The following is a 24,857-nucleotide window of genomic DNA, read 5'->3' as shown; positions in this document are numbered from 1 at the left end:
GCCTTTCGGCTCTGCGTCTTTGGGGTGACAGGTAGAAACATTACATGCAGTCAGGTGCGGGTGCGCAAAGCAGCTGCATCCCGGGCGTGTCTTGCCGTGATTCCGCGGAAAACGGCAGCGGGGGCCATCAGGCCCCCGCTGTGTCTGCTGCTTCGACCGCGGTGTCGACACCGGCGAGTGTCTTCTTCCCGCGGCGCAGGATGGCGAACCTTCCGTGCAGCAGCCGTCCATCGAGCGTGGCTGCCGCGTCGTCGATGCGCTCGTTGTTCACGCTCACCCCACCTTGCGCGATCGCCCGCCGGCCGTCGGAGAGTGTGTCGACCAGCCCCGTCTCGAGCAGCAGCTGCAGCACGGGAGCATCCGGTGTCGCCACCGCCTGCTTGTCGAGCGAGCCCACCGCAGCACGGAGGGTCGCCTCATCGAGAGCCGCGAGATCCCCGGATCCGAACAGCGCCTGCGAGGCATCGATTGCCTGCTGTGTCGCCTCCGGACCGTGGATGAAGGACGTCGCCTGCACCGCGAGCTCGCGCTGCGCCTCCCGGCGGAACGGCGCATCCGCCGTCACCCGCGCCAGCTCCTCGATGCGGGTCGACGGCAGGAACGTGAAGGACTTCAGCAGCTGCACCACGATCGCGTCGTCCTGGTTGAGCCAGAATTGGTACATCGCGTACGGCGTGGTCAAGTGCGGGTCGAGCCAGACGGCATTGCCCTCGCTCTTGCCGAACTTCTTCCCGTCCGCGTCGGTGATGAGTGGCGAGCCGAACGCGTGCGCATGGGCACCCTCGGCCTTCCGGATCAGCTCGGTGCCGGCGGTGAGGTTGCCCCACTGGTCGCTGCCGCCGAGCTGCAACGTGCAGCCGTACCGCAGGTAGAGCTCTCGGAAGTCGAGGCCCTGCAGCACCTGGTAGCTGAACTCCGCGTAGGAGATGCCCTCGTCGGACTCCATGCGCGAAGCGACGGCGTCCTTCTTCAGCATCGTGCCGACGCGGAAGTGCTTGCCGATCTCTCGGAGGAAGTCGACGGTCGACATCGGCGCCGTCCAATCGAGGTTGTTCACGAGCCGCACGGCGTTGTCGCCCTCGGCGGAGAGGAAGCGCATCGTCTGCTTCCCCAAGTAGGTGACCCATTCGGCGACGGTGTCCCGCTCGTTCAGCTGTCGTTCGCTCGTCGGCTTCGGGTCGCCGATCAGTCCGGTCGAGCCCCCCACGAGCGCGAGCGGCCGGTGGCCCGCGAGCTGCAGGCGCCGCATGATGATGAGCTGCGCGAGATTGCCCAGGTGCAGGCTCGGAGCGCTCGGGTCGAAGCCGCAGTAGAAGGTCATCGGCTCGCCGCCGAGTGCTGCGGCGAGCGCCTCGGGGTCAGTCGAGACGTGCACGCTGCCGCGATACTGCAGCTCATCCCAAACATTGTCGAATGCGGGGTCGAGCTGGATGCGGGCGGGTTCGATCACTCGACGAATCTACCCGAGGCGCCCGAGCCGCTCGTCCAGCGCACGGCGTTGCGCTGCGACCGCTGCGGCCGCGGTGCCGCCGATCCCGGAGCGGGAGGCGATCGCGCCGTCGACCGTGAGCACCTCTCGCACTTCGGGCGTCAGGTGCGGGGAGATCGATCGGTACTCCTCGTCGCTGGCCTCGTCGAGCTCGATGCCGCGTCGCTCGCACAGGCGCACGAGCTCACCGGAGATCTCGTGCGCGTCGCGGAACGGGACCCGCCGGCGCACGAGCCACTCGGCGACGTCGGTGGCGAGCGCGTACCCGGCGGCCGCGCCCTCGCGCATCCGGGCCTCATCGAACGCGAGCGTCGCCACCATGCCGGCGAAGGCCGGCAGCAGCACCTGCAGCTGGTCGACCGCGTCGAAGACGGGCTCCTTGTCCTCCTGCAGGTCGCGGTTGTAGGCGAGCGGCAGCGCCTTGAGCGTTGCCAGGAGCCCGGCGTGGTCGCCGATCAGGCGCCCGGCCTTGCCGCGCGCGAGCTCGGCGATGTCGGGGTTCTTCTTCTGCGGCATGATCGACGAGCCGGTGGAGAAGCCGTCGTGCAGCCTGACGAAGCCGACGTCACGCGTCGACCAGAAGATGACCTCCTCGGCCAGCCGCGACAGGTCGATGGCCGTCATCGTGAGCACGAAGGTCAGCTCGGCCACCACGTCGCGCGCGGCGGTGGCGTCGATCGAGTTGGGGCTGGGCGAGGCCAGGCCCAGCTCGCGGGCGACCAGCGCCGGGTCGAGGCCGAGCGTCGAACCGGCGAGCGCACCGGCTCCATAGGGCGACTCCCCCGCGCGCACCCGCCAGTCGGCGAGTCGCTCGAGGTCGCGCAGCAGCGGCCACGCGTGCGCGAGCAGGTGGTGCGAGAGCAGCACCGGCTGCGCGTGCTGCAGGTGCGTGCGCCCGGGCATCGGCGCGTTCGGGTGCGCATCGGCCTGCATCCGCAGCGCCTCGATGACCGCACGGATGCCGCGGGCGACCTCCTCGGTCTCCTCCAGCATCCACACCCGCACGAGCGCGGCGATCTGGTCGTTGCGCGAACGGCCGGCGCGCAGCCGGCCACCGAGATCGGACCCGGCGATCTCGATGAGTCCGCGCTCGAGTGCGCCGTGCACGTCCTCGTCCGACTCGGCCGCGACGAACGCGCCGGATCGCACCCGTTCGCTCAGCTCATCGAGCGCTGCGCGCATGGCTGCCAGCTGCTCGTCGTCGAGCAGGCCCGCTGCGTGCAGGGCGGTGGCGTGCGCCTTCGAGCCGCGGATGTCGAGCTGCGCCAGCCGCCAGTCGAACTGCGTCGACTTCGACAGCCTGGCCATCTCGGGGCTCGGGCCCGACGCGAACCGACCGCCCCAGAGCGAGCCTTCATTGGTGCCGTGGCCCTGCTGGGGCTGCCGACCCTCGTTGCCGCTCACGCGTCTGCCTGCTCGAGGAGCCATGCCAGCAGCGCCTTCTGCGCGTGCAGGCGGTTCTCCGCCTCGTCCCAGATGATCGACTGCGGGCCATCGATGACGTCGGCCGCCACCTCGAAGCCGCGATCCGCCGGCAGGCAGTGCATGAAGACCGCGTCGGGCTTGGCCTGATCCATCAGCGCCTGATCGACCTTGAAGTCGCCGAAGGTGGCGACGCGCTCTGCCTTCTCCTCCTCCTTGCCCATCGACACCCAGGTGTCGGTGACGACCACGTCGGCGTCGGCGACGGCCTCGGATGCGTGCAGCACGACCTCGGCGCTGCCGCCTGTCTCTGCGGCGATGCGTTGCGCATCGGCCACGACGGCCGGCTCAGGCACGTGCTCGGGGGGCGACGCGAGGCGCACGTGCATGCCGGCCGTCGCGCAGGCGAGCAGGTAGGACTGGCCCATGTTCGACCGGCCGTCGCCGATGAAGGCGACCCTGAGTCCGGCGAGTCGGCCCTTGTGCTCCTGCATCGTCAGCAGGTCTGCGAGCAGCTGGCAGGGGTGGAAGTCGTCGGAGAGCGCATTGACGACCGGCACCGTGGTGGTCGCCGCCATCTCCTCGAGGCCGGCCTGCGCATAGGTGCGCCAGACGATCGCCGCGACCTGCCGCTCGAGCACGCGAGCGGTGTCGGCGGCGGTCTCCTTGCCGCCCAGCTGGCTCGAGGCGGTGGAGATGATCAGTGGCGAACCACCCATGTCGGAGATGCCCACGTGGAACGAGACGCGGGTGCGGGTCGACGACTTGTCGAAGATGACCGCGACCGTCTTCGGGCCCTCGAGCGGGCGCTCGGCCCAGCGATCCCGCTTCATGCGCACTGCGCGGGCGAGCACCTCCCGCTGCTCGGCGGGGCTCAGGTCGTCGTCGCGGAGGAAGTGGCGCGTCATGCGTGCTCCTTGTCGGAGATCGGGGTCTGGGCAGGTGCCGTGCTGGCCGATGCGGTGTCGGGTCCCGTGGCGGAGGCCTGGACCACTTCGGTGCCGGAGCCCGCGGTCGTGAAGATCTCGGCGAGGATCGAGTGGGGTGCCCGGCCATCGATGATGGCCGCCTTCGGCACGCCCGCGCGCACGGCCGTGAGGCACGCCTGCATCTTCGGGATCATGCCCGATTCCAGGCTCGGAAGCAGCGCCTCGAGCTCGGCGTCGGTGATCTCGCTGATGAGCGAGCCGCGGTCGGGCCAGTCGCGGTAGAGGCCTTCGACATCGGTGAGGATGACGAGCTTCTGCGCACCCAGCGCGGCCGCGAGCGCCGCCGCAGCGGCGTCGGCGTTCACGTTCAGCGACTCCCCCGGTGCATCGCCGTCGGGCGCGATCGACGAGACCACGGGGATGAGGCCAGCGTCCAGCAGCCGCTGCACGGGCGTCGGGTCGACGGCCACGACGTCGCCGACCTGGCCGAGGTCGACGTCCTCGCCATCCACGACGGTGCCGCGGCGGCGCCCCGTGAAGAGCCCCGCGTCCTCGCCCGAGAGCGTGGCCGCGAGCGGCCCGTGCCGGTTGATGAGCGAGACGAGCGTGCGAGCGACCTGGCCGGTGAGCACCATCCGCACGACGTCCATGGCCGCACGGCTGGTCACGCGATAGCCGCCGCGGAACTCGCTCTCGATGCCGTGGATGCGCAGCGCCTCGCTGATCTGCGGGCCGCCGCCGTGCACCACGACGGGCGAGATCCCCACGTGACGGAGGTACACCATGTCCTCGGCGAAGGCGCGCTGCAGCTCCTCGCTGATCATCGCGTTGCCGCCGTACTTCACGACCATCGTGGCCCCGCGGAACCGCTCGAGCCACGGCAGCGACTCGATGAGCGTCTCGGCCTTGTGGGCGACGTCGCCGGATCTAGCTCGCATAAGCCGAGTTCTCGTGCACGTAGTCGTGGGTGAGGTCATTGGTGCGGATGCTCGCGGTCGCGTCGCCGGCGAAGAGATCGATGCCGATGTGGGTCGCGCGCGGTGTCAGGTCCACCTCGTCGCGGGGCCGATCCGGCGTGCCGGCGTGGCACAGGCGCACGCCGTTGAAGGTGACGTCGACCGCGTAGGGGTCGAAGACTGCATCCGTCGTGCCGATCGCGGCCAGTACGCGCCCCCAGTTGGGGTCATTGCCGAAGATCGCCGCCTTGAACAGGTTCGAGCGCGCGACCGAGCGGGCGACCGTGACGGCGTCGTCCTCGGTTGCGGCGGAGCGCACCTCGATCGTGATGTCGTGGCTCGCCCCCTCCGCGTCGAGCTGCAGCTGCTCGGCGAGGTCATCGCACACGGCGGTGACGGCAGCCGTGAGCTCGGCCTCGTCGGCGCTGGCGCCGGAAGCGCCGGAGGCCAGGAGCAGCACGGTGTCGTTCGTGGACATGCAGCCGTCGGAGTCGAGCCGGTCGAAGGTGACGCGCGTGGCCGCCCGCAGCGCCCGATCGAGCACCTCGGATTCGGCGACGGCGTCGGTGGTGATGACGACGAGCATCGTCGCCAGCCCCGGCGCGAGCATGCCCGCGCCCTTCGCCATGCCGCCGACCCTGAATCCGGTGCCGGTCGCCACCGCCTGCTTGGCAACCGAGTCGGTGGTCATGATCGCCTGCGCCGCGCGCAGCCCCGCCGCGTCGCTCGCGACGAGCGCCGCCGCGGCCGCGTCGACACCTGCCAAGACGCCCTGGCGGAACGTCTCATCGCCGGTGCCGATGAGTCCGGTCGAGCAGACCTGCACGTCGATGGCGCCGATCTGCAGGTGCTCGGCAACGCGCTCGGCGGTCTGGTGGGTGGTCTGGAAACCGAAGGCACCGGTGAAGCAGTTGGCGCCTCCGGAGTTGAGGATCACTGCGCGGGCGCTGCCGGTCTGCAGCGCCTGCTCGCTCCACAGCACCGGGTTCGCCTTCGCTCGGTTCACCGTGAAGACGCCAGCGGCCGCCGAGAGCGGCCCATCGTTGACGATGAGCGCGACGTCGAGCGCTCCGGTGGACTTGAGCCCGGCTGCGACGCCCGCGGCGCGGAAGCCGGAGGCTGCGGTCACGCTCACGGCGCGACCCCGTCGATCGAGAGGCCGAGATCCTCCTCGAAGCCGAGCGCGATGTTCGCCGACTGGATGGCGGCACCGGCCGTGCCCTTGCCGAGGTTGTCGATCGCGGCGATCACGACCACTCGGCCCGCGGCCTCATCCAGTCCGATGCCGAGGTGCACCGAGTTCGAGCCGACGACATCCGCGGTGCGCGGGTAGTGGCCCGCATCGGTCACGTGGATGAACGTCTCGTCGCCGTAGGCGGTGAGCCACGCGGAGCGCACCTGCTCGGCCGTGGCGTCGCCGATCAGTGGCGCCGTCACGGTCGCGAGGATCCCGCGCGCCATCGGCACGAGCACGGGCGTGAAGGAGAGACGGATGTCGCCGCCGCCCGCGGCCCGCAGGTTCTGGGCGATCTCCGGCAGGTGGCGGTGCGTGCCGCCGACCCCGTAGGGCGTCGCGGAGCCCATCAGCTCGCCCGCGAGCAGATGGGTCTTGGCGGCGCGGCCCGCGCCGGATGATCCGACCGCCAGCACCGAGGTGATCTGGCCCGTGTCGATGATGCCGGCTGCGACACCGGGCGCGAGGGCCAGCGTCACGGCCGTCGCGTTGCAGCCTGGCACGGCGATGCGGCGCGCGGCGCGCAGCTCGCGACGCTGACGTCCGCCATCGGCGAGGATCAGCTCCGGCATGCCGTACGGCCAGGTGCCCGAGTGCTCGGAGCCGTAGAAGGCCTGCCACGCATCGGCGCTCTCCAGTCGGTGGTCGGCACCCGCATCGACGACCAGCGTCGACTCCGGCAGGCTGGCCGCGAGCGCACCGGAGTGTCCGTGGGGCAGTGCCAGGAAGACGACGTCGTGGCCCGCGAGGAGCTCCGGCGTGGTCTCCTGAAAGGTCAGGGAAGCGAGGGAGCGCAGGTTCGGGTGCACGGAGACGAGGGGCTGCCCGGCGTTCGAGTGCGCGGTGACCGTGCGCACCTCCAGCTCGGGGTGCTGCGCGAGCAGCCGCAGCAGCTCACCACCTGCGTATCCGCTCGCGCCTGCGACGGCGACGGAGAGGCTCATGCTCTCCAGGCTACTGCGCCGTCGATCCCTGGATGTGCCGCAGCTGCTCGGCGATGAATCGAACCTCCACCTCGGCGTGCACCTCGATCTCCCCAGCCTCGAACGCGATGGCGGGGCCGGAGTCGGCGGCGCCGGCGAATGCCATCGCCTCCATCCGCGCCCCGCGCGCCAGCGGCGCCGGCGGTGCCGTACCGGGCTCATGGATGCCGTCGACCACCGGCGCGCCCAGCCCCGCGGCCGCCGCGTAGTCAGCGGCGCGCTCGACCGCATCGGCGATCGCCCTGGTTCGGGCGGCCTTGGCTCGCGCACGTTCCGTCTGCTCCGAGAGCGACCACTGGATGCCGCCCACCTCGTGCGTCTGATGCATCCCGACCCGGCCGATCCAACCGCCGAGCGCCTCGAAGTCGATGAATCGCACCGTCACCGACGCGGCAGCGGTGTAGACGGATCGGCGCGGCTGGCGCTCGCCCACCCACTCCTGACTGTGGGTGATCCAGAGCCGATCGGCGTGCCACGACTCCGCTGCGCCCGCCGCCCGATGCTCCTTGGCATCGGCGACCAGCCGATCGTGCGCCTCCGTCACCGCCAGCATCGCCGCTTCGGCGCTCGGGGCGCTCCAGCGCGACTGCACCGTGACGCTCGCCCGCTCCGCGCTCGCGCGCTCGACCGCCTCGCCCCGCACCGTGATCTCGACCATGGCTCGGATGCTACCCTCGCCGGCTGGCGGGGTCCCGTCACCTACTCGCGCAGCCTGGCGCCGAACCGCTCGGTCGCGACGGCGAGCCCGGCGAGCTTCGCCTCCGAGGCTTCCGCAGCCGTGAGGGTGCGATCGAGCGCACGGAACCGCAGCGCGAATGTGAGCGACTTCTCGCCGTGCTCGAGGCCGGCCCCGCGGTAGTCGTCGACGAGCGCGATGCGCTCCAGGAGCGCGCCCGCGCCGCTCTGCACGGCGCGCCGCACGTCGGCAGCCGGCACATCGATCGGCACGACGACGGAGAGATCCTGCGTCGCCGCTGGCACCGGTGCGATCGCTCTGGTCTCGACGGTAACGCGAGCGAGCCCGATGAGCGCGCTCAGGTCGAGCTCGGCGACCGCGACGACGCGGGGCAGGTCGGCGTCCGCGGCGATCGCAGGCAGCAGCTCGCCCGCGACCCCGACCACGGCACCGCCGACCAGCAGCTCTGCGGCGCGACCCGGGTGCAGCCAGTCGCGCTGGGCCTGCCGCACGTCGAGCTCCAGTCCGAGCATGCGCGCGACGCGCTCCGCGACCTCGATCGCGTCGGCGACGCCGTAGCGCTCGACAGCACGGCCGGGCTGCTTGCCGACGCGCTCGCCGACGAGCAGCACGCCCGCGTGATCGGGCTGCTCCGGCAGCCGGTCGAGGCTCTCGAGCACGTCGTCGGCGGGTCTGGCCTCGGCGGTCGGCAGCGCATCCGTGCCCTGGCCGTCAACGGCGTGGAAGACGCGGCCGAGCTCGAACAGCGCCAGGTCGGTCAGCCCTCGCCCGAGGTTGCGGTGCGCGGTGTCGAGCATCGCCGGCACGAGCGCGGTGCGCAGCCACCCTCGCTCGCCGTCCAGCGGGTTCTCGAGCCGCAGTGGCGCCTCGCCCGTCATGCGCGCCTGCGCCTCGCTGACGAAGGGAGCGACCAGCACCTCGGTGAGGCCGGCGGCGGCCAGCCCGTTGGCGACGCTGCGACGGAGTCGCTGGGCGCGCGTGAGGCCGCGGCCGGGCGGCGCGACCGGCAGCACCGAGGGGATGCGGTCGAACCCGACAATGCGGGCGACCTCCTCCACCAGGCTCTCCCGGTCGACGATGTCGGGCCGCCAGGTGGGCGGCGTCACCGACCAGGCATCCGGCGCCTCGTCGATGACGGCGCCGATGGAGACGAGCGCCGCGCGCGCCTCGTCGGTCGTGTAGTCGGCGCCCGTGAGCGCGCTCCAGAAGCCCACAGGGATCGTGATGGGCTGCATCGCCGGCACCCCGCCGACCTCGGCGCCGAGCTCGGTGTCGATGGTGCCGCCGGCCAGTTCGACCAGCAGCTGAGCGACGCGCGCGGCAGCGGCATCCGCGATGGCGGGGTCGACGCCACGCTCGAAGCGCTTGGATGCCTCGGAGATCAGCCGATGCCTGCGCGATGCACGGCCGACCGACACCGCGTCGAAGGTCGCCGCCTCAATGAGCACGTCGGTCGTCGTCGCATCCATCTCGGTCTCGGCACCGCCCATGACGCCCGCGATGCCGATGGCACCGCGGGCATCGGTGATGAGCAGATCCTCGACGTGCAGCGCGCGGTCGACATCGTCGAGCGTCGTGAGGCGCTCGCCGGGGTGCGCGCGGCGCACGATGACGCCGCCCTGCAGCTTGTCGAGGTCGTAGGCGTGCGTCGGCTGGCCGAGCTCGAGCATCACGTAGTTCGTGATGTCGACGCCGATCGAGACCTGGCGCATGCCCGCCAGGCGCAGGCGCGAGACCATCCAGGCCGGGCTCTGACGCGACTGGTCGATGCCGCGCACGATGCGCGCGATGAAGCGGGTGCAGCCGACGCGGCCGCGGATCGGCGCATCGTCCTGGATCGCGAGCGGGAAGCCCGAGGGGTTGCCGACGTCGACGGCGGCTCGTGCGGTCTCTGCCGGATCGGTGAAGGGTGCGCCGATGGAGGAGGCCAGCTCGCGGGCGACGCCGCGGATCGAGAGCGCGTAGCCGCGGTCGGGCGTGACGTTGATCTCGACCGCCTGGTCGTCCAGGCCCAGCGCGGCCAGCGCATCCGACCCGACCTCGCCGCCGATGCCGAGCTCATCGAGCCGCATGATGCCGTCGTGGTCCTCACCCAGGCCGAGCTCGCGCTCCGAGGCGATCATGCCGTCGGAGACGTGGCCGTAGGTCTTGCGCGCGGCGATCTCGAAGCCGCCGGGCAGGGCGGAGCCGGGCAGCGTCACGACGACGCGGTCGCCGACGACGAAGTTGAGGGCGCCGCACACGATGCCGCGCACGCCGCCGTTCGCCTCGCCGACGTCGACCTGGGCGTAGCGGATGGTCTTGCCGTTCTTCTGCGGCTCCTCCGTGAACTCGAGCACCCGGCCGATGACGATCGGGCCGCGCAGCTCGCCGCCGTGCACCGTCTCCTCCTCGAAGCCGACGCGCACGAGCTGCGCGTGCAGCCACTCGGCGGCGCCCTCCTTGGGCAGCTCGACGTGCTCCGCGAGCCATGACAGCGGAATCCGCATCAGATCACCATCCCGAACTGCTCCGTGAAGCGCACATCGCCCTCGATCATGTCCCGCATGTCGTCGAGCTGGTAGCGGAACTGCAGGGTGCGCTCGATGCCCATGCCGAACGCGAAGCCCGAGTAGACCTCCGGGTCGATGCCTGCGGCGCGCAGCACATTGGGGTTCACCATGCCGCAGCCGCCCCACTCGACCCAGCGCGGTCCACCGCGCATGCCGGGGTGCCACACGTCCATCTCGGCGCTCGGCTCGGTGAAGGGGAAGTAGTTGGGGCGCAGGCGGATCTTCGCCTCGTCGCCGAACATGATGCGCGCCAGGTGCTCGAGCGTGCCGCGCAGGTTCGCCATCGTGAGCCCGACGTCGACGGCGAGACCCTCGAGCTGCGTGAAGACCGGCAGGTGCGTGGCGTCGATGTCGTCGGTGCGGTACACGCGACCGGGGGCGACGATGTAGATGGGCAGCTCGCGCGTGAGCATCGAGCGCATCTGCACGGGGCTGGTCTGCGTGCGCAGCACCATGTGCCGGTCGGCTGGCGCGACGTAGAAGGTGTCGGACTCCCCGCGCGCGGGGTGGTCGGGGGCGACGTTGAGCGCGTCGAAGTTGTACCACTCGTGCTCGAGCTCCGGGCCCTCCGCGACCTCCCAGCCCATGCCGACGAACACGTCGCTCATCTCGTCGACGAGCATGGTGAGCGGATGCCTGCCGCCGGCCGTGCGGATGCGCGGCAGCGCGGTCACGTCGACGCGCTCCGCCTCCAGCTGCGCGCGCTCCTCGGCCTCGGCGAGCTCGCGCTGGCGCGAGGCGATCGCCTCGGCGACCCGGCCGCGGCCGGCGCCGATCAGCTGTCCTGCTGCCTTGCGGTCCGCGGGCGGAACGTCGCGCAGCCCGCCGTTCAGGGCAGCGAGCTCGCTCCCCTGCCCGTTGTGCGCGGCCTTCGCGGCCTGCAGCTGGTGGGTCGTCGTGGCGGCGTCGATAGCGGCGAGCGCCGCGGCGACCGCGGCGTCGACGCGTGCGCCGAGGTCGGCGTTCTCGTCAGGGTGTGGCACCCGACGATCCTAGCGGCGGCCGATCAGGTCAGCCGCCTCCGCCGTCCATGCCGGCGCCCGGGTAGCGGGTCGTGTCGGCCATCGGGTCGCGGCCCGCCTGCTGACGCATCGCCTGCGTGGAGACCGGGATCGCCTCGGTCTTCGTGCCGTCGAGGTTCGGCCCGCCCTTGCGCGGCCGGGAGACGCGCTTGTGCAGCCAGCGCACGATGGCCGAGAGGCTGAGGTTGAGCGCGAGGTAGATGGCCAGCAGCACGAAGAACATCGAGAGCGCATACGGACCGCCCTCGCGGTCGTAGAAGTCGACCAGCTGTCGGCCGATGCGCAGGATCTCGGGCGAGCCGACGATGTAGCCGAGCGAGGTGTCCTTCAGCAGCACGATGAGCTGCGCGAGGATGATCGGCAGCATGATGCGCAGCGCTTGCGGCAGCTCGATCTCGAGCGTCGTGCGCAGCGGTGTCAGGCCGATCGCCAGCCCGCTCTCGCGCTGCCCCTTGGGCAGCGACTTCATGCCGGCGCGCAGCGCCTCGCCGATGATCGCGCCGTTGTAGACGATGAGTGCCCAGACGACCGACCAGTAGGCACCGGACGCGAAGACGATGAGGATGAACAGCATCATCAGCAGCACGGGCATGCCTCGGAAGAACTCCAGCACGATCGTCGTGGGGATGCGCACCCACCGGGATGCGGCCGTGCGCAGGATCGAGAAGATGACGCCGAGGATCACCGCGCCGACCGCCGCGATGCCGGCGATCGACAGCGTCGTGCCGAGACCCGCCATGAGACCGCGCGCGGCGAACCACACCTCTGGCTGCGTGAAGATGTCCCAGCGATCCTGGTAGAAGGCTCCCCCGAGCCAGAGCTGGTAGGCCGCGAGCCCGAGCAGCACGACGGTGGCGATCGAGAAGACGATCGACAGGACGCGGGAGCGCCGGATCGCGTTGGGCCCGGGCGCGTCGAAGAGGACGGAACCGCTCATCGCTGCACGCTCCACTTGCGCTCGAGATGGTCGACGAGCTGGCCCAGCGGCACCGTGATCAGCAGGTAGCTGATGGCGATCCCGATGAAGATCTGGAGCGCCTGGTTGCCGTATTCGGTCGAGAGCCGCTGGGCGACCGACGTCAGCACGAAGACGAAGAAGCCCATCGCGACGGAGGTGTTCTTGGTCAGCGCGATGATGACGTTGATGAGGGGCGGCAGCACGCTGCGGAAGGCCTGCGGCAGCACGACCAGCCCCATCGTCTGGCCGAAGGTGAGGCCGACCGAGCGGGATGCCTCCGCCTGCCCGATCGGCACGGAGTTGATGCCGGAGCGCACGGCCTCGGCGAAGAAGGCGCTCGTGTAGTAGGTGAGCGCGAGGATGGCGCCGAGCGTGAAGTCGAAGATGAAGCCGAGCTTCGGGAGCACGAAGGCGGTGAAGAAGAACACCAGCGTCAGCGGCGTGTTCCTGGCCACCTCGGTCCACACCGACGCGACGACGCGCAGGGCGGCGACCGGCGATACGCGCATGGCCGCCAGCAGGATGCCGATCGGCAGGCCGATGAGTGTCACGACGCCCGTGAGCAGCAGCGTCATGCCCATGCCCTGCCACCAGAGCGGCAGGTTCTCGAAGATTGCTTGCATCAGTCCCTCATCCGGAGGCCGGATGCGGGAGGTCGCCCTCCCGCATCCGGTTCGGGTGCTCGATCAGTAGCGGTCGGGTGCGGGGAACTCGGGCGTGGGCAGCACGACACCGGCCGTCTGCTCCCAGAGGGAGTCCATGCGGCCGTCCTCGTACGAGGCCTCGAGCGTGTCGTTGATGAAGGTGCGGAGCTCGTCGTCGCCCTTCTCCAGGCCGATGCCGTAGGGCTCGTCGGTGAAGGTCTCACCATCGGCGACCAGCTCGAACTCGCCCGGGTTCTGGTCGACGAAGCCGGCGAGGATCACGTTGTCGGTCGTCAGCGCGACGACCTGGCCGTTGCGCAGCGGGTCGAGGCAGTTCGAGTACTGATCGGTCGCCTCGAGGTTCGCGTCGTACTCGTCGACGATGGTCGCTGCGGGCGTGGAGCCCTCGACCGAGCAGACCGGCTGCCCGGCGACATCCTCCGGGCCCATGATGCCCTCGGGGTTGCCGGACTGGACCATCAGCGCCTGGCCGGCGAGGTAGTACGGGCCGGCGAAGTCGACCTTCTCCTTGCGGGAGTCGTTGATCGTGTAGGTCGCGACGACCATGTCGACGGTGCCGTTCTCGATGAACGTCTCGCGGTTGGCGGAGACGGTCTCGACCCACTCGATGTTCTCGTAGGGGATGCCGAGCTCTGCTGCGATGAGCGAGCCCACCGCGACGTCGAAGCCGACGGGGTTGCCATCCGGGCCGACGAGGCCGAACAGCGGCTGGTCGAACTTCGTGCCGATCGTGATCGAGCCCGCCTCGGCGAACTCGGCCATCGAGGTGCCCGCCTCGAACTCGGGCGACTCGACGACCTCGAGGCCGTAGGGGTGCTCGGTGCTGGAGGCACCGTCGTCGGCCGGCTCGTCTGCGGGCTCGGTCGATGTCGTGCCTGCGGGGCCGCCGCACGCGGTCAGTGCGAGGACCGCGAACGCCGCGACGCCGAGCGTCACCTTGCTCTTGCTGCGCATGGTGCTTCTCCTTCGATAGTCGTGCTGATGGTGGAGTGAGAGATGGTCAGTGCGTGAGGATCTTCGAGAGGAAGTCCTTGGCGCGCGGTGTCTGCGGGTTCGAGAAGAACGACTCGGGGGTGGAGTCCTCCATCACCTTGCCGTCAGCCATGAACAGCACGCGCTCGGCGGCCTTGCGGGCGAAGCCCATCTCGTGGGTGACGACGACCATGGTCATGCCGCCGTGGGCCAGCTCGACCATGACGTCGAGCACCTCGTTGATCATCTCGGGGTCGAGTGCGCTGGTGGGCTCGTCGAAGAGCATGAGCTTCGGCTCCATCGCGAGCGAGCGGGCGATCGCCACCCGCTGCTGCTGGCCGCCGGAGAGCTGGGCGGGCATCTTGTGCGCCTGGTTGCCGATGCCGACCCGGTCGAGCAGCGTCATCGCGTGCTCCTCGGCCTCCTTGCGCTTCTTGCCGCGCACCTTCATGGGGCCGAGCGTCACGTTCTCGAGGATCGACTTGTGCGCGAAGAGATTGAACGACTGGAAGACCATGCCGACGTCGGCGCGCAACTGCGCGAGCGCACGGCCCTCCGAGGGCAACGGCACGCCATCGATGCGGATCTCGCCGGAGTCGATGGTCTCGAGTCGGTTGATCGCGCGGCAGAACGTCGACTTGCCCGATCCGGATGGACCGATGACGACGACGACCTGCCCCTGCGGGATGCTCACGTCGATGTCGTTGAGGACATGGAGTTCGCCGTAGTGCTTGTTGACGTGGTCGAGCTCGACGAGGGGCTGCATGCGCTCATCAAAGCACGCGGCGTGAGGTGCGGACGCGCCTGCGGGCGGATCGCAACGAAATGGTTACACGACGGTCATTACCGACCGCGCTGGGCGAAGGCGCTCTGATAGAGGCAGACGGATGCGGCAGTGGCGAGGTTGAGCGACTCCGCGTGGCCGTAGACCGGCAGCCGCACCGAGCGGTCCGCCAGCCGCACCGTGTCGGCGTCGAGGCCGCGCGCCTCGTTGCCGAAGAGCCAGGCCGTGGGACGGGCGAGCACGCCGGCGCCCTGCAGGGCGAGCAGGTCCTCGCCCGCGACGTCCGCCGCCAGCACGCCGAAGCCGACCGCCGCAGCCGCGTCGATCGCATCGCTCGTGGCAGCACCGACAGACACGTCGAGGTGGAACAGCGAGCCGGTGGTCGCGCGCACGACCTTCGGGCTGAAGGGGTCGACGGAGTTCGCAGTCACGATCACCGCGGATGCGCCGGCCGCGTCAGCGGCGCGGAGGATGGTGCCGAGATTGCCGGGGTCGCGCACCTCGTGCAGGATCGCGATGAGCGGGTAGGGGGCCTCAGCCGCTCGCGCGATCGCGTCCTCGAGCCGCACCGGCGCCTGCTTGGCGACGGCGACCACGCCCTGCGGATGCACGGTGTCGGCGATCGCCGCGAGCGCGCGGTCGGAGACGTCGGTGACGGGGGCGTGCTGCGCCGCGGCCGCGATCAGGTCGCCGTGCCGTGCACGTGCCGCCGGGGTGGCGAAGACGTCGACGAGCAGCGTCGGCTGCCAGCGCACGATCTCGTCGAGCGCCGCCGGGCCCTCCAACAGGAACAGCCCGGTCTGAGACCGGGCTGTTCGCTGCTGGAGCTTGGCAGCCTCTCGCACGCGCGGCGCGCGGGGGCTGTCGAGCACGTCAGGCTGCGTTCGACGGAGCCGACGTGTCGGTCGGCAGCGCAGCCTTGGCTGCCTCGACGAGGGTGGTGAACGTCGCCGGCTCGTGCACGGCGAGCTCGGCCAGCATGCGGCGGTCGACCTCGATGCCTGCAAGGCCGAGACCCTGGATGAGGCGGTTGTAGGTCAGGCCGTTCTGGCGCGACGCGGCGTTGATGCGCTGGATCCACAGGCGGCGGAAGTCGCCCTTCTTCGCCTTGCGGTCCCGGAACGCGTAGACGTGCGAGTGGAGCAACTGCTCCTTCGCCTTGCGGTACAGGCGCGAGCGCTGTCCACGGTAGCCGGATGCCTGCTCCAGGATGACGCGACGCTTCTTGTGAGCGTTGACTGCTCTCTTGACACGTGCCATGAGTTGTTCTCTCTATCTCTTCGTCGTCGCGCGCGTCAGCGCCCGAGGAGCTTCTTGATGACCTTGGCGTCGGCCGGGGCCAGGATCTTGTCGCGGTTGAGGCGGCGCTTCTGGCCACCCGACTTCACCTCGAGGTTGTGGCGCATGCCGGACTGCTGCGAGCGGACCTTGCCGCTGCCGGTGACCTTGAAGCGCTTCTTCGCACCGGAGTGCGTCTTCTGCTTGGGCATTCTTGTCTCCTACTCGGATGGCTCGCTGGCGGGTGAAGCCGCCGGCTTGGCCTTGGGCGTCGCGGGCTTGGCGGCCGCCGAGGGCGCTGCGGGCTTGCCAGCAGGCTTCGGGGCGCCGGGCTTCGCGGCGGGCTTGGATGCTGCGGGCGTTGCGGGCTTGGCCGCTGCGGAGTCCGCAGCCGGCTTGGCCGCGGCGGCGGGCGCAGCGGATGGGGTGGCCGGGCGCCCAGCGCCGGGGCCGGGGGCACCGGCCGGGCGGGGTGCCCCTGCCGGCGTCGGCTGCACCGTGCGTGCCGTCTGCTTGGGGCGCGAGTCGGGGCGCGGCTCCGAACGGGGCTCGGAGCGGGGCTCGCTCCTCGGCCGCGAGGACGAGCTCGAGCTCGAGCTCGAGCTCGAGCTCGAGGACGGACGCGATGAGGACGCGGGGCGGCTGGAGCGCACGGGCTCACCCTCGCTCCGGACGCGGCTCTGCGCCGGAACCGCGGGGCGCGCGGGGCGCTCAGCCTCGATAGCAGCCTGGTATGCAGCCTGCTTCTCGGCCTCGACGCGGCGCTTCTCCTGCTCCTCCTTCTTGTGCGCGACGCGGGCGGCGTTCTGCTCTGCCTTGGCATCCGACTTCGAGCGGGAGGGGCCGACGATCATGACCATGTTGCGACCGTCGATGGTCGGGTTCGACTCGACAGAGCCGTACTCCTGGATGTCCTCGGCGAAGCGCTGCAGCAGCTTCACGCCCAGCTCCGGGCGCGACTGCTCGCGCCCGCGGAAGAGGATCATCGCCTTGACCTTGTCGCCGCCCTCGAGGAAGCCCTGCGCACGCTTGCGCTTCGTCTCGTAGTCGTGCTCGTCGATCTTCAGACGGAAGCGGACCTCCTTGAGGACCGTGTTCGCCTGGTTGCGACGGGCATCCTTGGCCTTCTGCGCCTGCTCGTACTTGAACTTGCCGTAGTCCATGATCTTGACCACGGGCGGGCGCGCCTCTGGGGCGACCTCGACGAGGTCGAGCTCTGCTTCACGGGCAAGGCGAAGCGCATCCTCGACCCGGACGACGCCGACCTGCTCGCCAGCAGGTCCGACCAGTCGGACTTCGGGGACGCGGATGCGCTCATTGGTGCGGGGATCGCTGATCGCGGGCTCCTTCTCGAATCTCTTGTGTGCACATGCACGGCGAGAGAGAAGCCAGGGCGCGACCGCTGTCGCGTGGCTCAGCACCCGTGACGACGAGCGTCTGGTGCTGCTGACCCGGTAGCCTGATGACGGCTGCGGGTGGGATTGCTCCTCTTTCACCTCCGGGCGAGAGCCCGAAACCTGCACAAGCCTACCAGAGACGATTCCTCAGGAGAAGACTGCGATGACCGACCCCGGCGAGCACACCCACGGCGACGACGCCCTCGAGCAGGCGCGCGACATCGCGGATGTGCCTGCGGTCGAGCTCATCAACACCGTCGCGATCCATCTGCTGAGCGCTGCGGCGGTGAAGGTGGGCCTCGCCGACGATCCGGAGCAGCAGGTCGATCTGGATGAGGCCCGCAAGCTCATCAACGCCCTCTCCGGCCTCGTCACCGCGGCAGCGCCGGAGATCGGCGGCGTGCACGCCGCTCCGCTGCGCGACGGCCTGCGCTCGGTGCAGCTGGCCTTCCGCGAGGCGAGCTCGATGCCCGACGCGCCCGGCAAGGGGCCGGGCGAGAAGTGGACCGGCTCGGTCGTCTGAGGCGTCAACGCGCCCAGTCGCCGCGCGTGATCGCGTAGGCGGCGGGGGCAGCGAGCGGCAGCTGCGCCGCTCCCCCGTCCCAGCGATGCAGTCGCACGGCGACACTCGCGATGCGTGCTCGCACGACGGGCGCCGCGGCGATCTGCGCCGCCGCCGACTGCACCTGAGCCGCGGCTTCCTCCGTCGCGTCGACGAGCGCGTGCACCTCGAGCTCCGGGCCCGCGAGGCGGTTGCGCGGGTCGCCCGTCGTCAGCACCACAGCCTGCACCGCCGGCTGCACGAACAGGGCGTCGGCGACCGCGGCATGCACCGCCGCATCCTCCACGCCCCACGTCCACGCCTCATCCGCCAGCAGGGCTTCGAGCATCGAGCGGGTCAGCACGAACTCGCTCTCCGCGGCCGGGTCGACGACGACGCGCGCGGGCCCGTCGAGGGCCGCAGCCGCCGCGCGCTGCACGCTGGTGGGCACGGGACGAGCACGCGGATTCCACGCCTGCATCGCGCTCACCTGCGAGAACATCGGCAGGATGGTGCCGCCATCCGGCGCCTGCACCGTGACGATCGAGAGCTCCTGCGTCTTGTCGATCATGCGCCCGCGAGCATCGATCCCGGTCTCACCGGCCGCCGCCAGCAGTGGCACGAGCAGCCGTTCGCCGCGCAGCGCGTCGACCACAGCAGCACGTCCCGAGGTGCCCGCCGCGAGGCCAGCCACCGCCTGCAGGTACGCCGGGGGCGCCGAGCCGTCATCGCCCGCGTAGGCGGTGTCGTGGTGCTGGAACGAGCGCCCCTCCCAGGGGCGGCCCGCTGAGTCTGCCTGACGGCTCACGGGGCGCGGCTACTGGCCCGCGACGTCCAGCGCCGCGACGAGCGTGAAGGCGCCGGCGTAGAGCGCCTTGCCGACGATCGCGCCTTCGACGCCGTGCGGCACGAGCTCGCGGAGCGCGGCGATGTCGTCGAGGCTCGCGACCCCGCCGGAGGCGACGATGGGCTTCTGCGTGCGTTCAGCGACCTGCCGCAGCAGATCGATGTTCGGGCCCTGCAGCGTGCCGTCCTTCGTGACGTCGGTGACGACGTAGCGGCTGCAGCCCGCGGCCTCCAAGCGGTCGAGCACGTGCCAGAGGTCGCCGCCCTCCTGCGTCCACCCGCGCGCCGCCAACGTCGTGCCTCGCACGTCGAGGCCGACCGCGATCTGATCGCCGTACTCGGCGATGACGGACGCGGTCCACTCGGGGTTCTCGAGCGCGGCGGTGCCGAGGTTGATGCGCTTGACGCCGGTGGCCAGCGCGGCCTCCAGCGACGCCTCGTCGCGGATGCCGCCGGAGAGCTCGACCTGCACGTGGCCCCTGACCGCCTTGATGACCTTCTTGATGATCGCGCGGTTCTCGCCGCGGCCGAAGGCGGCATCGAGGTCGACGAGGTGGATCCACTCAGCGCCCTGGCGCACCCAGTCCTCCGCCGCATCGATGGGCGAGCCGAACGAGGTCTCGGTGCCGGCCTCGCCCTGGGTCAGCCGCACGGCCTTGCCGCTCGCGACGTCGATGGCAGGCAGCAGCTGCAGCTTGGGCGACTGGTTGAAATCGGTCATGGTGACGATGCCCTCTCGGAGCGGTGGCGGTGCGACAGCCGGTGCGACCGGCCCGTGCGATGGTACTCGTCGGGCTCAGAGGCCGCGAACCCAGTTGGCCAGCAGTGCGATGCCTGCCTCCCCCGACTTCTCGGGGTGGAACTGCGTGGCGCTCAGCGGCCCGTTCTCGACCGCGGCGACGAAGCGCTCTCCGTGGGTGGCCCAGGTGACGCGCGGCTGCCGCATGCGCGGGTGGGGATCGATGCTCCACTCGGTCGCGGCGTAGGAGTGCACGAAGTAGAAGCGCTCGTCGCGCACGCCGGCGAAGAGCCTCGAGTCCTCCGGCGCCTCGACCTCGGCCCAGCCCATGTGGGGCAGCACGTCGGCCTGCAGGCGGCGGACGGTGCCCGGCCATTCGTCGAGACCCTCGGTGTGCACGCCGCCCTCCTCGCCGGCCGAGAACAGCACCTGCATGCCGACGCAGATCCCCAGCACGGGTCGGCCGCCCGCGAGCCTGCGGCCGATGAGCTCACCGCCGTGGATCGCCTGGATGCCGGCCATGCACGCCGCGATGGAGCCGACACCGGGCACCACCAGACCATCCGCGGCCATGACCGTGGTGCGGTCGGCGGTCAGCGACACGTCGGCACCCGCCGCCTCCAGAGCCTTCGCCGCGGAGTGCACGTTGCCGAGGCCGTAGTCGAGCAGCGCGACGGTGGGGCGTGCCGCCGTCATCGCCGCAGCCGCCTCGCGCGCGCTGCGATCACAGCGCGCCCTTCGTGGAGGGCACGCCCGTCACGCGCGGGTCGGGCTCGACGGCCACCCGCATCGCGCGCGCGAACGCCTTGAACTCGGCTTCGGCGATGTGGTGCGGGTCGCGGCCCGCCAGCACGTCCACGTGCGCGGTGATGCGGGCGTTGAGCGCGATGGCCTCGAACACGTGACGCACGAGCGAGCCGGTGAAGTGCCCGCCGATGCGGTGCAGCTCGAAGCCGGCAGGCTCTCCGCCGTGCACGAGGAAGGGGCGGCCCGACAGGTCCACCACGGCGCGCGCCAGCGCCTCGTCGAGCGGCACTGTCGCGTCGCCGTAGCGGCGCACGCCGGTCTTGTCGCCCAGCGCATCCCGCAGCGCAAGGCCGAGTGCGATCGCGGTGTCCTCGACCGTGTGGTGCGCGTCGATGTCGGTGTCGCCCGTCGCCTGCACGTCGAGGTCGATGAGCGAGTGCTTCGAGAGCGCCGTCAGCATGTGGTCGAAGAACGGAACGGTGGTCGAGATCGAGGAGCTGCCGGTGCCGTCGAGATCCAGCAAGAGCCGGATGGTCGACTCGCTCGTGGTGCGCTCGATCGTTGCGGTGCGGGCCATGGCTCAATCCTATTCTGCGGTGAGCGCTGCCATGGCCTCGAGCAGCGCGGTGGTCTCGGCGGGGGTACCGGCAGTGATGCGGAGCGTGCCGGGCAGGCCGACGTCGCGCACCAGGATGCCGCGATCGAGGAGCGCCCGGAACGTGCTCTGCGGATCGGCGATGCCACCGACGAGCACGAAGTTCGCGTCGGACGGGTACGGCGCGAGCCCGAGCGCCATGAGCTCGTCGACGATGCGATCGCGCTGCTGCCGCAGCGCGTCGACGCGCGCGAGCATCTCGCCGCTGTGCCGCAGCGCGGCGACCGCGGCCGCCTGGGTGATGGTCGACAGATGGTAGGGCAGGCGCACGAGGCGCAGGGCGTCGATTACCGCGGGATCGGCCGCGAGGTAGCCGACACGGATGCCCGCGAACGCGAAGGCCTTGCTCATCGTGCGCGAGACCAGCAGGCGCGGGTGTCGCCCGAGGAGCGTCAGCGCCGTCTGGCTGCGGTCGTGGGCGAACTCGGCGTATGCCTCGTCGACGAGCACGATGCCGCGGGCCGACTGCACGGCGGCCTCGACCACGTCGAGGCCGATCGCGGTGCCGGTGGGATTGTTCGGCGAGCAGAGGAAGACGACATCGGGGTCGTGCTCCTCGATCGCGGCCCGGACGGCAGCGGGCGTCAGCGTGAAGTCGGCGGCGCGCGGCACCGGCACCCATCCCATGCCGACGCCCTGGGCAAGCAGCGGGTACATCGAGTAGGTGGGTGTGAATGACAGCAGCGTGCGACCGGGACCGCCGAACGCCTGCAGCACATGCTGCAGCACCTCATTCGAGCCGTTGCCCGCCCAGACCTGCGAGGGATCCACACCGTGGCCGAGGTAGTCGGCAAAGCCCTGCCGCAGCGTGTCGAACTCCCTGTCGGGGTAGCGGTTCGCGTTCGGCAGCGCGCGCGCGATCTCCTGCACGATGTCGAGCGCGACCGCCTCCGGCACGCGGTAGGCGTTCTCGTTGACGTTCAATCGCACGGGGACGTCGAGCTGCGGTGCGCCGTACGGCGTGAGTCCGCGCAGGTCGTCGCGGATGGGCAGATCATCGAGGCTCGTCACGTGACAAGCCTAGGACGATGTCTGATGCCCCATCGCGACGGCCGAGCCGCAGGACTCGGCGGGCGCGGTCAGCTCGTGAAGTGCGCTGGGATCGCGAGCTGCTCGCCGGGCTGGATCGAGCCGTTGATGCCGTTGAGCATCTCGATCTCGGCGATCACGTCGCGCGGGTCTGCCTCCGGGGCGACCGCCTGGGCGATCTGCCACAGGGACTGACCGGGCATCACGGTGACGGTCTCGAACGAGGCCGATCCGGTGGTCGAGGATGCGACTGCACCCGCGAGTGCATCGCCGAGCACGCCAACGCCGGCGAGCGAGGCCACGGCGAGCACGGGGGTCGCGACCAGCAGCGCGAGCGCCCGTCGTCCTCGGACGGTCATGCGAAGCCGAGTCGCTTCAGGGGCAGATGGGGCCGCAGCAGGTGCCGCAGCGGGCATCGTCGCGGCGATCCATGCGGTGGGTGCGATGGCAGTCATCGGTGCTCCTTCCGGTTGGGACCCGCAGGCGATGCTCGGCCGGGAGCATCGCCTGCGAATCTCTGTTTCGAACCTATCTTCGAATGCCCGAGCTCGTCAAGCGATACTGCAAGAATTACGCCCGACACGCTCGAACATCCGTTTGATTCAGGCATCCAGTCGGATACGCTTTCGAACCAGGAGCAGTCAATCCCAGGCCACCCACACGCCCCGTCCGGGGCACCCGGAGGCGCCGGATGACGGAGCGGAGCGGTATGACGAGGCAGCTGACCGAGAAGCAGCAGGCCATCCTGCAGGTCATCCAGAAGGCCGTGCGCCAGCGCGGCTACCCGCCCAGCTACCGCGAGATCGGCGATGCCGTCGGTCTCTCGTCGCTCTCGAGCGTCACGCATCAGCTGGGGCAGCTCGAGCTCGCGGGCATGATCCGTCGCGATCCGGCTCGACCGCGGGCCATCGAGGTGCTCGTGCCGGACGAGCTGGATCCGTCGGTCGGGAGCCTGGAGCAGGCCGCCTTCGTGCCGATGGTCGGCCGCATCGCCGCAGGCATCCCCATCACGGCGGAGGAGCAGATCGACGAGGTCTACCCGCTGCCGAAGCAGCTCGTCGGCGGCGGAGACCTCTTCATGCTCAAGGTCGTCGGCGATTCGATGATCGACGCGGCGATCTGCGACGGCGACTGGGTCGTGGTGCGCCAGCAGCGCGATGCCGCCAACGGCGACATCGTGGCGGCGATGCTCGATGAGGAGGCGACCGTCAAGGTCTTCAAGCAGCGAGACGGCCACACCTGGCTGCTGCCCCGCAACTCGGCGTTCGAGCCGATCGTCGGAGACGAGGCCGAGGTGCTCGGCAAGGTGGTGGCGGTGCTGCGCTCGGTCTGAGGCTGGACGACGACGGAGGCGCCGAACCGCTCACGCGGCCGGCGCCTCCGTCATGCGCGGAGCGCCACGTCAGACGCGGAACTCCGCGAGCTGGCTCAGCACCGCCTCGGAGACGAGCGCGTCGATGCGGGTCCCGGCCTCCTCGTAGCGCTCGCTCACGACGTCGAAGCGGTCGTGGAGCATGGCGATCACGTCGCCGCGCTCGAAGGGCACCAGCAGCGACACCGGAACCTCGGGCCTCGGCAGCAGCTCGGCGATGCGCGCGAGGATCTCGTCCACACCCGCGCCCGTGCGCGCCGAGGCGAAGATCGCATCCGGCTGCAGGCCGCGCAGGACCAGCCGCTCGTCGTCGCCGATCAGGTCGGCCTTGTTGAACACCACGATCTCCGGGATCGCCCGCGCCCCCGTCTCGCCCAGCACGTCGCGCACCGTGGCGATCTGCGAAGCGGGGTCGGGGTGGCTGGCATCGACGACGTGCACGATGAGCTCCGACTCGCCGACCTCCTCCAGCGTCGAGCGGAACGCCTCCACCAGCTGGTGCGGCAGGTGGCGCACGAAGCCGACGGTGTCGGCGATGGTGAACTCGCGCCCGTCCGCCGTCTCCGCGCGACGGACGGTGGCGTCGAGGGTCGCGAACAGCGCGTTCTCGACCAGCACCCCCGCGCCGGTGATCCGGTTCAGCAGCGACGACTTGCCGGCGTTCGTGTAGCCCGCGATCGCCACGCCCGGCACCTCGAAGCGGTCGCGGTTCGCGCGCTTCGCCTGCCGGGCGGGGCCGAAGCCCTTGATCTGCTTGCGCAGCCGGGCCATGCGGGTGTGGATGCGACGACGATCGAGCTCGATCTTGGTCTCGCCCGGTCCGCGCGAGCCCATGCCTGCGCCCTGCCCGCCGACCTGACCACCGGCCTGGCGCGACATCGACTCGCCCCAGCCGCGCAGTCGCGGCAGCAGGTACTCCAGCTGCGCGAGCTCGACCTGCGCCTTGCCCTCGCGGCTCGTGGCGTGCTGACTGAAGATGTCGAGGATCACGGCGGTGCGGTCGATCACCTTGACCTTCACGCGATCCTCGAGCGCGCGCCGCTGGCTGGGCGAGAGCTCGCTGTCGGCGACCACGGTGTCGGCCCCCAGCTCCTGCACCATCGCCGCCAGCGCATCCGCCTTGCCGCTGCCGACGTAGGTCGCCGGATCCGGATTCGGCCTGCGCTGCAGCACGCCGTCGAGCACCTGCGCGCCGGCGGTCTCCGCGAGCGCGGCGAGCTCGCGCATCGAGTTCTCCGCGTCGGTCGTGCTGCCCGAGTAGACGCCCACGAGCACGACGTTCTCCAGTCGCAGCTCGCGATACTCGACCTCGGTGACATCCTCGAGCTCGGTGCGAAGGCCGTCGACGCGCCGCAGCGCGGCACGCTCGTCGCGGTCCAGCTGCGCGCCGTCGCTGTCGCTGTCGCTGGAGGCGTCATCGGCCTGCAGCGCCTGCGCGCGCGCCGAGAGCACCTCACCGTCGGCGCTCTGCGCCCACCGGAGGATGCGCTCCGTCGCGCGCCCTTCTTCGGCGGTGGTGTCCTGCGGTTCTGCCATGCTCTGTCCTTCGCTACTGTCGAGTCCGTGCCGGACCACTACTTCTCCCCCGAT

26 protein-coding genes are annotated in these 24,857 nt (G+C 70.7%); 2 read left to right on the top strand and 24 right to left on the bottom strand.

The window, feature by feature from the left end; all coding sequences use genetic code 11:
- Positions 1 to 127: 127 nt before the first annotated feature.
- From tyrS to infC, 17 genes are all read right to left on the bottom strand, one after another.
- Entirely contained in the window at positions 128 to 1,450 is a 1,323-nt protein-coding gene (gene tyrS / locus ACJJVL_RS05425) for a tyrosine--tRNA ligase (protein WP_405217312.1), read from the bottom strand.
- Between the two features lie 9 nt (positions 1,451 to 1,459).
- The gene (gene argH, locus ACJJVL_RS05420) at positions 1,460 to 2,917 is read right to left on the bottom strand and encodes an argininosuccinate lyase (RefSeq protein WP_405217311.1); all 1,458 of its coding nucleotides are present in this window, start codon (positions 2,915 to 2,917) and stop codon (positions 1,460 to 1,462) included.
- On the bottom strand, positions 2,890 to 3,819 hold the full coding sequence (gene argF / locus ACJJVL_RS05415; RefSeq protein WP_405217309.1) for an ornithine carbamoyltransferase: 930 nt from the start codon (positions 3,817 to 3,819) through the stop codon (positions 2,890 to 2,892). The genes argH and argF overlap by 28 nt, the downstream gene beginning before the upstream one ends.
- Entirely contained in the window at positions 3,816 to 4,778 is a 963-nt protein-coding gene (argB, locus tag ACJJVL_RS05410; protein ID WP_405217307.1) for an acetylglutamate kinase, read from the bottom strand. The genes argF and argB overlap by 4 nt, the downstream gene beginning before the upstream one ends.
- A complete protein-coding gene (gene argJ / locus ACJJVL_RS05405; protein ID WP_405217306.1) occupies positions 4,768 to 5,931 on the bottom strand; it encodes a bifunctional glutamate N-acetyltransferase/amino-acid acetyltransferase ArgJ in 1,164 nt (387 codons plus the stop codon). Before argJ ends, argB begins: the two co-directional genes overlap by 11 nt.
- Positions 5,928 to 6,974, bottom strand: a complete 1,047-nt coding sequence (gene argC, locus ACJJVL_RS05400; protein ID WP_405217305.1) for an N-acetyl-gamma-glutamyl-phosphate reductase — start codon at positions 6,972 to 6,974, stop codon at positions 5,928 to 5,930. The genes argJ and argC overlap by 4 nt, the downstream gene beginning before the upstream one ends.
- 10 nt (positions 6,975 to 6,984) lie before the next feature.
- Positions 6,985 to 7,671: an SIMPL domain-containing protein gene (locus ACJJVL_RS05395; RefSeq protein WP_405217304.1), complete on the bottom strand. Its 687-nt coding sequence runs from the start codon at positions 7,669 to 7,671 to the stop codon at positions 6,985 to 6,987.
- Between the two features lie 41 nt (positions 7,672 to 7,712).
- On the bottom strand, positions 7,713 to 10,199 hold the full coding sequence (gene pheT / locus ACJJVL_RS05390) for a phenylalanine--tRNA ligase subunit beta (RefSeq protein WP_405217303.1): 2,487 nt from the start codon (positions 10,197 to 10,199) through the stop codon (positions 7,713 to 7,715).
- Positions 10,199 to 11,245: a phenylalanine--tRNA ligase subunit alpha gene (pheS, locus tag ACJJVL_RS05385; RefSeq protein WP_405217302.1), complete on the bottom strand. Its 1,047-nt coding sequence runs from the start codon at positions 11,243 to 11,245 to the stop codon at positions 10,199 to 10,201. Before pheS ends, pheT begins: the two co-directional genes overlap by 1 nt.
- Before the next feature lie 28 nt (positions 11,246 to 11,273).
- Positions 11,274 to 12,221 (bottom strand): amino acid ABC transporter permease, encoded by a 948-nt coding sequence (locus ACJJVL_RS05380; RefSeq protein WP_405217301.1) that lies wholly within the window; start codon positions 12,219 to 12,221, stop codon positions 11,274 to 11,276.
- Complete coding sequence (locus tag ACJJVL_RS05375; RefSeq protein ID WP_405217300.1) at positions 12,218 to 12,865, bottom strand: amino acid ABC transporter permease; 648 nt, start codon at positions 12,863 to 12,865, stop codon at positions 12,218 to 12,220. Before ACJJVL_RS05375 ends, ACJJVL_RS05380 begins: the two co-directional genes overlap by 4 nt.
- 63 nt (positions 12,866 to 12,928) lie before the next feature.
- Positions 12,929 to 13,861, bottom strand: a complete 933-nt coding sequence (locus tag ACJJVL_RS05370) for a transporter substrate-binding domain-containing protein (protein WP_405217298.1) — start codon at positions 13,859 to 13,861, stop codon at positions 12,929 to 12,931.
- Between the two features lie 46 nt (positions 13,862 to 13,907).
- Entirely contained in the window at positions 13,908 to 14,645 is a 738-nt protein-coding gene (locus ACJJVL_RS05365) for an amino acid ABC transporter ATP-binding protein (RefSeq protein ID WP_405217297.1), read from the bottom strand.
- Positions 14,646 to 14,722: 77 nt separating this feature from the next.
- Positions 14,723 to 15,535 carry a TrmH family RNA methyltransferase gene (locus tag ACJJVL_RS05360; protein WP_405217295.1) on the bottom strand — a complete coding sequence of 271 codons (813 nt, stop codon included), beginning with the start codon at positions 15,533 to 15,535 and terminating at the stop codon, positions 14,723 to 14,725.
- Position 15,536: 1 nt separating this feature from the next.
- A complete protein-coding gene (gene rplT / locus ACJJVL_RS05355; RefSeq protein ID WP_405217294.1) occupies positions 15,537 to 15,923 on the bottom strand; it encodes a 50S ribosomal protein L20 in 387 nt (128 codons plus the stop codon).
- 35 nt (positions 15,924 to 15,958) lie between these two features.
- A complete protein-coding gene (gene rpmI / locus ACJJVL_RS05350) occupies positions 15,959 to 16,153 on the bottom strand; it encodes a 50S ribosomal protein L35 (protein WP_347754036.1) in 195 nt (64 codons plus the stop codon).
- 9 nt (positions 16,154 to 16,162) lie between these two features.
- Positions 16,163 to 17,362: a translation initiation factor IF-3 gene (gene infC, locus ACJJVL_RS05345; RefSeq protein ID WP_405217292.1), complete on the bottom strand. Its 1,200-nt coding sequence runs from the start codon at positions 17,360 to 17,362 to the stop codon at positions 16,163 to 16,165.
- Positions 17,363 to 17,501: 139 nt separating this feature from the next.
- Here infC and ACJJVL_RS05340 point away from each other — a divergent pair, with 139 nt between their 5' ends.
- The gene (locus ACJJVL_RS05340) at positions 17,502 to 17,861 is read left to right on the top strand and encodes a DUF1844 domain-containing protein (protein WP_405217291.1); all 360 of its coding nucleotides are present in this window, start codon (positions 17,502 to 17,504) and stop codon (positions 17,859 to 17,861) included.
- Positions 17,862 to 17,865: 4 nt separating this feature from the next.
- Here ACJJVL_RS05340 and ACJJVL_RS05335 read toward each other — a convergent pair whose 3' ends face one another.
- The 6 genes from ACJJVL_RS05335 to ACJJVL_RS05310 all read right to left on the bottom strand — a co-directional run bounded on the left by ACJJVL_RS05335 (position 17,866) and on the right by ACJJVL_RS05310 (position 22,350).
- The gene (locus ACJJVL_RS05335) at positions 17,866 to 18,687 is read right to left on the bottom strand and encodes an SseB family protein (protein ID WP_405217289.1); all 822 of its coding nucleotides are present in this window, start codon (positions 18,685 to 18,687) and stop codon (positions 17,866 to 17,868) included.
- A 9-nt stretch (positions 18,688 to 18,696) separates the two neighbouring features.
- Positions 18,697 to 19,446, bottom strand: coding sequence for a bifunctional 1-(5-phosphoribosyl)-5-((5-phosphoribosylamino)methylideneamino)imidazole-4-carboxamide isomerase/phosphoribosylanthranilate isomerase PriA (priA, locus tag ACJJVL_RS05330; protein ID WP_405217288.1), 750 nt, complete (start codon positions 19,444 to 19,446; stop codon positions 18,697 to 18,699).
- A 75-nt stretch (positions 19,447 to 19,521) separates the two neighbouring features.
- Positions 19,522 to 20,160 carry an imidazole glycerol phosphate synthase subunit HisH gene (gene hisH, locus ACJJVL_RS05325; RefSeq protein WP_405217286.1) on the bottom strand — a complete coding sequence of 213 codons (639 nt, stop codon included), beginning with the start codon at positions 20,158 to 20,160 and terminating at the stop codon, positions 19,522 to 19,524.
- 28 nt (positions 20,161 to 20,188) lie between these two features.
- Positions 20,189 to 20,788, bottom strand: a complete 600-nt coding sequence (gene hisB / locus ACJJVL_RS05320; protein ID WP_405217284.1) for an imidazoleglycerol-phosphate dehydratase HisB — start codon at positions 20,786 to 20,788, stop codon at positions 20,189 to 20,191.
- A gap of 9 nt (positions 20,789 to 20,797) precedes the next feature.
- Positions 20,798 to 21,877 carry a histidinol-phosphate transaminase gene (locus tag ACJJVL_RS05315; RefSeq protein WP_405217283.1) on the bottom strand — a complete coding sequence of 360 codons (1,080 nt, stop codon included), beginning with the start codon at positions 21,875 to 21,877 and terminating at the stop codon, positions 20,798 to 20,800.
- Between the two features lie 68 nt (positions 21,878 to 21,945).
- The gene (locus ACJJVL_RS05310; protein WP_405217282.1) at positions 21,946 to 22,350 is read right to left on the bottom strand and encodes a hypothetical protein; all 405 of its coding nucleotides are present in this window, start codon (positions 22,348 to 22,350) and stop codon (positions 21,946 to 21,948) included.
- A 236-nt stretch (positions 22,351 to 22,586) separates the two neighbouring features.
- Here ACJJVL_RS05310 and lexA point away from each other — a divergent pair, with 236 nt between their 5' ends.
- Positions 22,587 to 23,228, top strand: a complete 642-nt coding sequence (gene lexA, locus ACJJVL_RS05305; RefSeq protein WP_405217281.1) for a transcriptional repressor LexA — start codon at positions 22,587 to 22,589, stop codon at positions 23,226 to 23,228.
- Positions 23,229 to 23,297: 69 nt separating this feature from the next.
- On the opposite strand, the gene hflX is transcribed toward lexA, so the two are convergent.
- Complete coding sequence (gene hflX, locus ACJJVL_RS05300) at positions 23,298 to 24,803, bottom strand: GTPase HflX (protein WP_405217280.1); 1,506 nt, start codon at positions 24,801 to 24,803, stop codon at positions 23,298 to 23,300.
- Positions 24,804 to 24,857: the final 54 nt, after the last annotated feature.

It is taken from the genome of Agrococcus sp. Ld7 (assembly GCF_045064095.1).
Taxonomy (GTDB): Bacteria; Actinomycetota; Actinomycetes; order Actinomycetales; family Microbacteriaceae; genus Agrococcus.
This window is presented reverse-complemented; position numbering and strand designations above follow the sequence as displayed.

Coding starts and splice junctions, on each gene's coding strand:
- argH (WP_405217311.1), bottom strand. CDS start 2,917: ATGGCTCCTCGAGCAGGCAGACGCGTGAGCGGCAACGAGGGTCGGCAG.
- argF (WP_405217309.1), bottom strand. CDS start 3,819: ATGACGCGCCACTTCCTCCGCGACGACGACCTGAGCCCCGCCGAGCAG.
- argB (WP_405217307.1), bottom strand. CDS start 4,778: ATGCGAGCTAGATCCGGCGACGTCGCCCACAAGGCCGAGACGCTCATC.
- argC (WP_405217305.1), bottom strand. CDS start 6,974: ATGAGCCTCTCCGTCGCCGTCGCAGGCGCGAGCGGATACGCAGGTGGT.
- ACJJVL_RS05395 (WP_405217304.1), bottom strand. CDS start 7,671: ATGGTCGAGATCACGGTGCGGGGCGAGGCGGTCGAGCGCGCGAGCGCG.
- pheT (WP_405217303.1), bottom strand. CDS start 10,199: ATGCGGATTCCGCTGTCATGGCTCGCGGAGCACGTCGAGCTGCCCAAG.
- ACJJVL_RS05380 (WP_405217301.1), bottom strand. CDS start 12,221: ATGAGCGGTTCCGTCCTCTTCGACGCGCCCGGGCCCAACGCGATCCGG.
- ACJJVL_RS05375 (WP_405217300.1), bottom strand. CDS start 12,865: ATGCAAGCAATCTTCGAGAACCTGCCGCTCTGGTGGCAGGGCATGGGC.
- ACJJVL_RS05370 (WP_405217298.1), bottom strand. CDS start 13,861: ATGCGCAGCAAGAGCAAGGTGACGCTCGGCGTCGCGGCGTTCGCGGTC.
- ACJJVL_RS05365 (WP_405217297.1), bottom strand. CDS start 14,645: ATGCAGCCCCTCGTCGAGCTCGACCACGTCAACAAGCACTACGGCGAA.
- rplT (WP_405217294.1), bottom strand. CDS start 15,923: ATGGCACGTGTCAAGAGAGCAGTCAACGCTCACAAGAAGCGTCGCGTC.
- rpmI (WP_347754036.1), bottom strand. CDS start 16,153: ATGCCCAAGCAGAAGACGCACTCCGGTGCGAAGAAGCGCTTCAAGGTC.
- ACJJVL_RS05340 (WP_405217291.1), top strand. CDS start 17,502: ATGACCGACCCCGGCGAGCACACCCACGGCGACGACGCCCTCGAGCAG.
- priA (WP_405217288.1), bottom strand. CDS start 19,446: ATGACCGATTTCAACCAGTCGCCCAAGCTGCAGCTGCTGCCTGCCATC.
- hisH (WP_405217286.1), bottom strand. CDS start 20,160: ATGACGGCGGCACGCCCCACCGTCGCGCTGCTCGACTACGGCCTCGGC.
- hisB (WP_405217284.1), bottom strand. CDS start 20,788: ATGGCCCGCACCGCAACGATCGAGCGCACCACGAGCGAGTCGACCATC.
- ACJJVL_RS05310 (WP_405217282.1), bottom strand. CDS start 22,350: ATGACTGCCATCGCACCCACCGCATGGATCGCCGCGACGATGCCCGCT.
- lexA (WP_405217281.1), top strand. CDS start 22,587: ATGACGGAGCGGAGCGGTATGACGAGGCAGCTGACCGAGAAGCAGCAG.
- hflX (WP_405217280.1), bottom strand. CDS start 24,803: ATGGCAGAACCGCAGGACACCACCGCCGAAGAAGGGCGCGCGACGGAG.